The organism is Streptomyces sp. NRRL B-24572, assembly GCF_002156145.1.
GTDB lineage: Bacteria > Actinomycetota > Actinomycetes > Streptomycetales > Streptomycetaceae > Streptomyces > Streptomyces vietnamensis.
In genome coordinates, this window is record NZ_MWIG01000925.1 from 180 (window position 1) to 6463 (window position 6284).

7 protein-coding genes and 1 pseudogene are annotated in these 6284 nt (G+C 74.1%); 3 read left to right on the top strand and 5 right to left on the bottom strand.

What is annotated here, in order from left to right:
• On the bottom strand, nucleotides 1–583 hold a 583-nt coding region (locus CCN56_RS38330), incomplete at its 3' end, for an N-formylglutamate amidohydrolase (RefSeq protein ID WP_086832268.1).
• Nucleotides 584–760: 177 nt separating this feature from the next.
• Between CCN56_RS38330 and CCN56_RS38335 the strand changes: the two genes are divergently transcribed.
• Together CCN56_RS38335 and CCN56_RS38340 are read left to right on the top strand one after the other, a co-directional pair.
• Nucleotides 761–1318 carry an HPP family protein gene (locus tag CCN56_RS38335; protein ID WP_086832269.1) on the top strand — a complete coding sequence of 186 codons (558 nt, stop codon included), beginning with the start codon at nucleotides 761–763 and terminating at the stop codon, nucleotides 1316–1318.
• Nucleotides 1319–1530: 212 nt separating this feature from the next.
• Complete coding sequence (locus tag CCN56_RS38340; protein ID WP_086832270.1) at nucleotides 1531–3006, top strand: SulP family inorganic anion transporter; 1476 nt, start codon at nucleotides 1531–1533, stop codon at nucleotides 3004–3006.
• A 24-nt stretch (nucleotides 3007–3030) separates the two neighbouring features.
• On the opposite strand, the gene CCN56_RS38345 is transcribed toward CCN56_RS38340, so the two are convergent.
• Nucleotides 3031–3441, bottom strand: coding sequence for an ATP-binding protein (locus CCN56_RS38345; RefSeq protein ID WP_086832271.1), 411 nt, complete (start codon nucleotides 3439–3441; stop codon nucleotides 3031–3033).
• A gap of 169 nt (nucleotides 3442–3610) precedes the next feature.
• Between CCN56_RS38345 and CCN56_RS38350 the strand changes: the two genes are divergently transcribed.
• On the top strand, nucleotides 3611–4483 hold the full coding sequence (locus tag CCN56_RS38350) for an RNA polymerase sigma factor SigF (protein ID WP_256962390.1): 873 nt from the start codon (nucleotides 3611–3613) through the stop codon (nucleotides 4481–4483).
• A gap of 111 nt (nucleotides 4484–4594) precedes the next feature.
• Here the strand turns inward: CCN56_RS38350 and ehuA are convergent, their stop codons facing one another.
• The 3 genes and pseudogenes from ehuA to CCN56_RS38365 all read right to left on the bottom strand — a co-directional run.
• Nucleotides 4595–5383, bottom strand: coding sequence for an ectoine/hydroxyectoine ABC transporter ATP-binding protein EhuA (gene ehuA / locus CCN56_RS38355; RefSeq protein ID WP_086832273.1), 789 nt, complete (start codon nucleotides 5381–5383; stop codon nucleotides 4595–4597).
• Nucleotides 5373–5966, bottom strand: a complete 594-nt coding sequence (ehuD, locus tag CCN56_RS38360) for an ectoine/hydroxyectoine ABC transporter permease subunit EhuD (protein WP_256962391.1) — start codon at nucleotides 5964–5966, stop codon at nucleotides 5373–5375. Before ehuD ends, ehuA begins: the two co-directional genes overlap by 11 nt.
• A 100-nt stretch (nucleotides 5967–6066) precedes the next feature.
• Nucleotides 6067–6270: pseudogene (locus tag CCN56_RS38365) on the bottom strand (ABC transporter permease subunit); the annotation flags it as partial.
• Nucleotides 6271–6284: the final 14 nt, after the last annotated feature.

Below are 6284 nucleotides of genomic sequence, written 5' to 3' on the forward strand. Positions count from 1 at the left end.
CCCGGGCCGCGTCGAGCAGCGCGGGCGGCGTGTGGAAGGCGTCCGTGCCGAGGCAGACGGGCGGGCGCGGCCCTTCGCCGTGCAGCTCGTACGGCAGCCGCTCGGTCGGGTACGAGTGGACGTCGACGATCACCACCCGTCCCGCCACGGCGAGCCGCTCGGCCACGGCCTCCGTCATGGCCCGGGCGTACGGGGCGAAGTACCGGTCGAGCAGCGGCGCCGGGTCGAAACCGTCCGGCCGCAGCGGCGCGCGGTGGGTGGTACGGGTGTACACCGCGCCCATCCCCACCGACAGCATCTCCTCGCGCTCGTCCGGGAAGCGCTCCGGGTCGACGACGAGGCGCGACAGTCCGTTGACGAACCGCCAGGGCGCCGTGCCGGCCGCCGCCGCGGCCACGGCGGCGATCTCCGCCGTGTGGGAGTCCGTGATGTGGTCCAGTTCGAGGGCCAGCTCCCCGTCGTCGAGCAGGATCCCCTCGCGCACGTCCGGAGGCACCTCGCGGGAGGAGTGCGGTACGTGGAGGAGGACGGGGGAGTCCGGGGCTCCGGGAAGGAGGCGGAAGGAGGGCGCGGTGTCGGTCATGAGGCGATCCTGCCTCCGACCCCGCCCGCGCCGTGGCGAAACCGCTGGTTAGAGTGGTACGAGGTCGCGCCGCCGCACCAGGATCAGGCGTGAGACCGGGCCGACTGTCGATCACAGGGACCCGTACGACCACCCCTTCCCGCCCCTGCCGTCCCCGTCCCGGAAATCGCGCATCCCATGAGCATCGACGCCGCACCGCGTCCCGACACCACCGCTTCCGCCCCACGGGGCTCCCGCCCGCGATGGATCGCCGGGCGCGCCCCGGCCCGCCCGGCGCCCGGCGCCGCCCTCCACAACGTCAGCGCCGCGACCGCCGCCCTCCTCGGGCTCGTCGCCATCGGCGCCCTCATCCACGAACCGGTGCTGGTACCCCCGCTGGCCGCCAGCGCCGCGCTCGTGCACTGCGCCCCCGCGCTGCCCCTGGCCCAGCCCCGCAACGTGATCGTCGGCCACCTCCTCGGCGCCGCCGCCGGATACGCCGTCGCGGCCGTCGCCGCGTACGGCAGCGCCTGGGTCGCAGCCCTCGCCGCCGGAGTCGCCCTGGCCCTGAACACGCTGGCCCGCACCCCGCACTCGCCGGCCTGCGCGACCGCCGTCGTCATCGTGCTCCAGGCCCCCGCGCCCGGCCGCTTCGTCCCCCTGCTGTTCGGGTCCACGGTGCTGCTCGTCCTGACCGCGTTCGCCGCCTCCCGCATCCGCCGCGCCGCACCGAGGTACCCCGCCTACTGGTGGTGAGGCCCGGAGCCTCCGCGCCCCTGCGCCCCCGGGTGGCGACCGTACGCCCTCCCGCTGATCGCGTGTGCGGGCGCCTGCGGCCCGGTGCGCCCCGGTGATCCGCACCTCCGGGCGCCTTCCCCGGGGGTGATCGGGTCACCTTCCGGCCTGTTCCGGTCGGAAGCCGCCCGTGGACGCCGGACCGTCCGCAACGAGGGCGTATGACCCCCTGTATGGCTTCCTCCTTTCCGTACCTCCGGCAGGACTTCGCCGCCTCCCTCGTCGTCTTCCTCGTCGCGCTGCCCCTCTGCATCGGCGTGGCCGTCGCCTCCGGCGTCCCCGCCGAACTCGGTCTCGTCACCGGCATCGTCGGCGGCGCCGTCACCGGCCTCATGCGGGGCAGCAGCATCCAGGTCTCCGGCCCCGCCGCCGGCCTCACCGTCCTCGTCCTCGACGCCGTCCGGACGCTGGGCCCGGCCGGGCTCGGCATCGTCGTGCTCCTCGCCGGTCTGCTCCAGGTCGCCATGGGCCTGCTGCGCTGGGGCCGTTGGTTCCGGGCCATCTCCCTCTCCGTCGTCGAGGGCATGCTCGCCGGGATCGGCCTCGTCATCGTGGCCGGCCAGCTCTACGCCGCGGCCGGGCTCGACGCCCCCGCCTCCGGTCCCGCCCGGCTCGCCGGCCTGCCGGCCGCCCTGGGGCGCGCGGTGACCGGCGGCACCGCCCTCGTCCCGCTCGCCGTCGCCGCCGCCACGGTCCTCGTGATCGTCGGCTGGCGGCGCCTGCCCCGCCGGGTGCGGATCGTCCCCGGCGCACTCGTCGCCGTCCTCCTCGCGGCGCTCGCGACCGCCCTGCTCGACCTGCCGGTGGCGACCGTACGGGTGAGCGGGGTACTGGGCGCCGTACGGCTGCCGGGCCCCGACGGACTCTCCGCCCTGACCGACCTGGCCCTGCTCGGGACCGTCCTCGCCTTCGCGCTGATCGCCTCCGCGGAGTCCCTGTTCAGCGCGGCGGCCGTGGACCGGCTGCACGACGGACCGCCCACCGACTACGACCGGGAACTGCTCGCCCAGGGGTGCGGCAACGCGCTCTGCGGACTGCTCGGGGCCCTGCCCATGACCGCCGTGATCGTCCGCAGCTCGGCCAACGTCCAGGCGGGCGCCAGGACCAAGGCCTCCCGCGTGCTCCACGGCCTGTGGCTGCTGCTCTTCGCCGCCCTGCTGCCCGGCACCCTGGAGTACGTGCCGCTCGCGGCGCTCGCCGGGATCCTCGTCCACGCGGGCTGGAAGCTGATCCCCTTCCGCGGCCTCGTCACCCTGTGGCGCGGCCACCGCGGCGAAGCGCTGGTCCTCGTGGTGACGGCCCTGGCGATCGTCACCGTGAACATGCTCGAAGGCGTCCTCGTCGGACTCGTCGTCTCCGTCGCCAAAGCGGCCTGGGACGCCTCCCACCTCCGCGTCGACCACACCGACGAGGGCGAGGGGCCGGTGCGCGTCGGCCTGTCGGGCACCGTGACCTTCCTGCGGCTGCCGAAGATCCTCGACACCCTCGAATCCCTGCCGCGCGACCGCCCCGTCGTCCTGGACCTCTCGGGGCTCCACCACCTCGACCACGCGTGCCGGGCCGCGCTCGACTCCTGGGCCGACCGCCACCGCACGGCCGGCGGCCCCTCCTCCGTACACCTGCACGGGCCGCCGGAGCGGCACGCCTGAGGGGCCGGACCACCGCGGTACGGCTCAGCGGTCGACGGCCACCGCCGCGTGCACGGTCTTGCCGTCCGGCCGCGTGTCCACCGTCACCTCGCGGCACAGGCGCAGCACGATCGGCCAGCCGAAGCCGCCGGGCCGCAGCTCCTCGCGGAGCTCGTGGCGCGGCGGCTCCCCGCTGGAATCGGCCACGGAGACGGTGACCCGGTCGCGGCCGACGGCGACCCCGAAGGAGGTGACCCCGCCCCCGTGCCGGTGGGCGTTCGTGACCAGTTCCGAGGTGACGAGCAGCAGGTCGTCGACCTGGGAGGGCCGCAGGGGGCCGAGGGCCGTGAGCGTGTGGCGGACCAGCTGCCGGGCCTGCGCCGGAGTGAGGAGCGGGGACGTTCCGATGCTCCCGGCCGCGGGGATGCGGGACCGGGTTTCGCTCCGGCTGTTCATCGCGAGTCCCTTTCTTCCTGATATGTCAGGGGCTGACGTGTTACGCCTGCCCGCCCAGGCCCGGGTGATGCCTCGAACACGGCGCGCACCGGTGAGGAGTGCCCCCGCGCGGAGCGGGTACGCGAACCGGGACCGCCGAACGGACAGAGAGCAGGAGGAGGTCGTCCCCGTGCGGATCGAGGTGGCCAAGGCGACGGCGACGTACGTGACGAGCGGTACGGGGGAGGGTCTGCCGGACATCGAGGCCCCTCACGAGGTCGCGCCCCAGGACGCGCGTGCCCTGTCACGGGTGTTCCTCCGCGAACTCGCGGCTCGGGAGGAGGGGACGGCGGAACACCAGTACGTCCGGAACACCCTGATCGAGATGAACATGACGCTCGTGCGGTACGCGGCCGGCCGCTTCCGCGGGCGGGCCGAGGAGATGGAGGACATCGTCCAGGTCGGCATGATCGGCCTCATCAAGGCGATCGACCGCTTCGACCTGTCCCGCGAGGTGGAGTTCACCACCTTCGCGGTGCCGTACATCGTGGGCGAGATCAAGCGGTTCTTCCGCGACACCTCCTGGGCGGTGCACGTCCCGCGCCGGCTCCAGGAGGCGCGCGTGGAGCTGGCGAAGGCGACCGACGAACTGAGCTCGCGGCTCGGTCGCGCGCCCCGGGTCGCGGAACTGGCGCCCGTCATGGACCTGTCCGAGGACCAGGTGGTCGAGGCCCAGCTGGCCGCGAACGGCTACCACTCGACGTCCCTGGACGCCGCGATCGGCAGTGGTGACGAGGAGACGGACGACGCGGCCCTGGCCGACCTCATCGGCGAGGAGGACCCGGCGCTCGCGCTCTTCGAGGACTTCCACACCCTCGCCCCGCTCGTGGTGGCCCTCGACGAGCGCGACCGGCTGCTGCTGCACCTGCGCTTCGTCGAGGAGCTGACCCAGAGCCAGATAGGCGAGCGGCTCGGCGTGTCCCAGATGCACGTCTCGCGGCTCCTGGCCCGGAGCCTGAACCGGCTGCGGGAGGGAATGGTCGGGACGGAGGCCGGCGGCTGACCCGGGCCCGGCTCACCGGACCGGCCCCGGTTCACTGGACCGGCCCCGTGCTCACCGGACCGGCCCCGTGAGCACGGGACCGGCCCCGTGAGCACGGGACCGGCCCCGTGCTCACCGGACCGAGCCGAGGAACGCGCGCGTGCGTTCGTGCGTGGGCGACTCCAGGAGCTCGTCCGCCGGGCCCGACTCCACGATCCGGCCCCGGTCGAACATCAGGATCCGGTCGGAGACGTCCCGAGCGAAGCCCATCTCGTGCGTCACGCACAGCAGGGTGATGTCGGTGGAGCGGGCGATGTCCCGCAGCACGTCGAGCACCTCCGCCACCAGCTCCGGGTCGAGCGCGGACGTCACCTCGTCGAGGAGCAGGATCTCGGGCCGCATCGCGAGGGCGCGGGCGATGGCCACGCGCTGCTGCTGGCCGCCGGAGAGCCGGGTCGGCCGCGCGTCGGCCCGGTCGCCGAGCCCGACCAGGTCGAGCAGGTCCCGCGCCCTGCGGGCCGCGTCCTCCCGGCTCTCGCCGAGCACGTGGACGGGCGCCTCGACGACGTTCTCCAGGACGCTCATGTGCGGGAAGAGGTTGAACTGCTGGAAGACCATGCCGATCCGGCGCCGGTGCGTCGCGAGATGCCGCTCGCTCGCCGGCACCAGCTTCCCGCCGGGGCCTGCCGGCATGTGGGAGAAGGGCAGGCCGTCGACGTGGATGACGCCGTCGGTGACCCGTTCGAGCGTCATCAGCAGCCGTAGGATGGTGGTCTTCCCGGAGCCGCTCGGGCCGATCAGCGTCACGCGCTCCCCGCGCCCGACCTCCAGGTCGAGGCCGTCGAGCACGGTGCGGTCTCCGTACCGCTTGGTGACCCGCTCGAAGCGGACCGCAGGGTCCTCCCGGTCCTCATGCGGCAAGGCGTGCCTCCAGTCGTCGTACGAGCACGGACGTCGGCCAGCTCGCGAGCAGGAACACCGCGGCGGCCAGCGTGAAGCTCTCCAGATAGGCGAAGTGGGTACTGCCGAAGGTGTTCGCCTCGTGGACCATCTCGTGCACGGTGATCACCGAGAGCAGGGGCGTCTCCTTGAACATGGACACCGCGTAGTTGCCGAGCGGCGGCAGCACGTTCCGTACGGCCTGAGGCAGCACCACCGCCCGCCACACCCGCCGGCGCGGCAGCGAAAGCGCCGTGCACGCCTCCCACTGTCCCTTCGGCACGGCGTCGATGCCCGTCCGGTACACCTCCGAGAGGTACGTGGCGTAGTGCGTGCCCAGTACGAGGACGCCGAGCACCGGCGCGTCGAGCGCGGGCACCAGGACCCAGGCCGCGAACAGCTGCACCAGGAGCGGCGTCGTACGGACGAACGCGGCCGCCCCGCGCACCGGAAGCGCCAGCCACCGGGGGCCCGCCCGCTGCACGAGGGCGAGCACGAGCCCGAGGACCATGGCGACGCCGAACGCCGGCACGGTCGCCAGGACGGTGACGCCGAATCCCTCCAATACGGCGGGCAGGGCGGCCCGGGCCGCCTCCCNNGGGGACCGTGACCAGGGAGAGCAGCGGCGTCGCCTTCAGGAGCTGCACGAGCAGGTTCTTGAACGGCGCGACCATCAGGGCGTGCGCCTGCGGCAGGACGACCCGTCGCAGCCGCAGCCCCGCCCCCATGCCGAGCGCGATCCCCGCCTCGGTCTGGGCCCGGGGGACCGCCGCCACCGCGCCCCGCACCACCTCGGCGCCGTACGCCCCGTAGTTGAGGCCGAGCGCGAGGACCGCGCAGGCGAGCGGTTCGAGCCGGAAGCCGACCATCGGCAGCGCGAAGA

Coding starts and splice junctions, on each gene's coding strand:
- CCN56_RS38345 (WP_086832271.1), bottom strand. CDS start 3,441: ATGAACAGCCGGAGCGAAACCCGGTCCCGCATCCCCGCGGCCGGGAGC.
- CCN56_RS38340 (WP_086832270.1), top strand. CDS start 1,531: ATGGCTTCCTCCTTTCCGTACCTCCGGCAGGACTTCGCCGCCTCCCTC.
- CCN56_RS38335 (WP_086832269.1), top strand. CDS start 761: ATGAGCATCGACGCCGCACCGCGTCCCGACACCACCGCTTCCGCCCCA.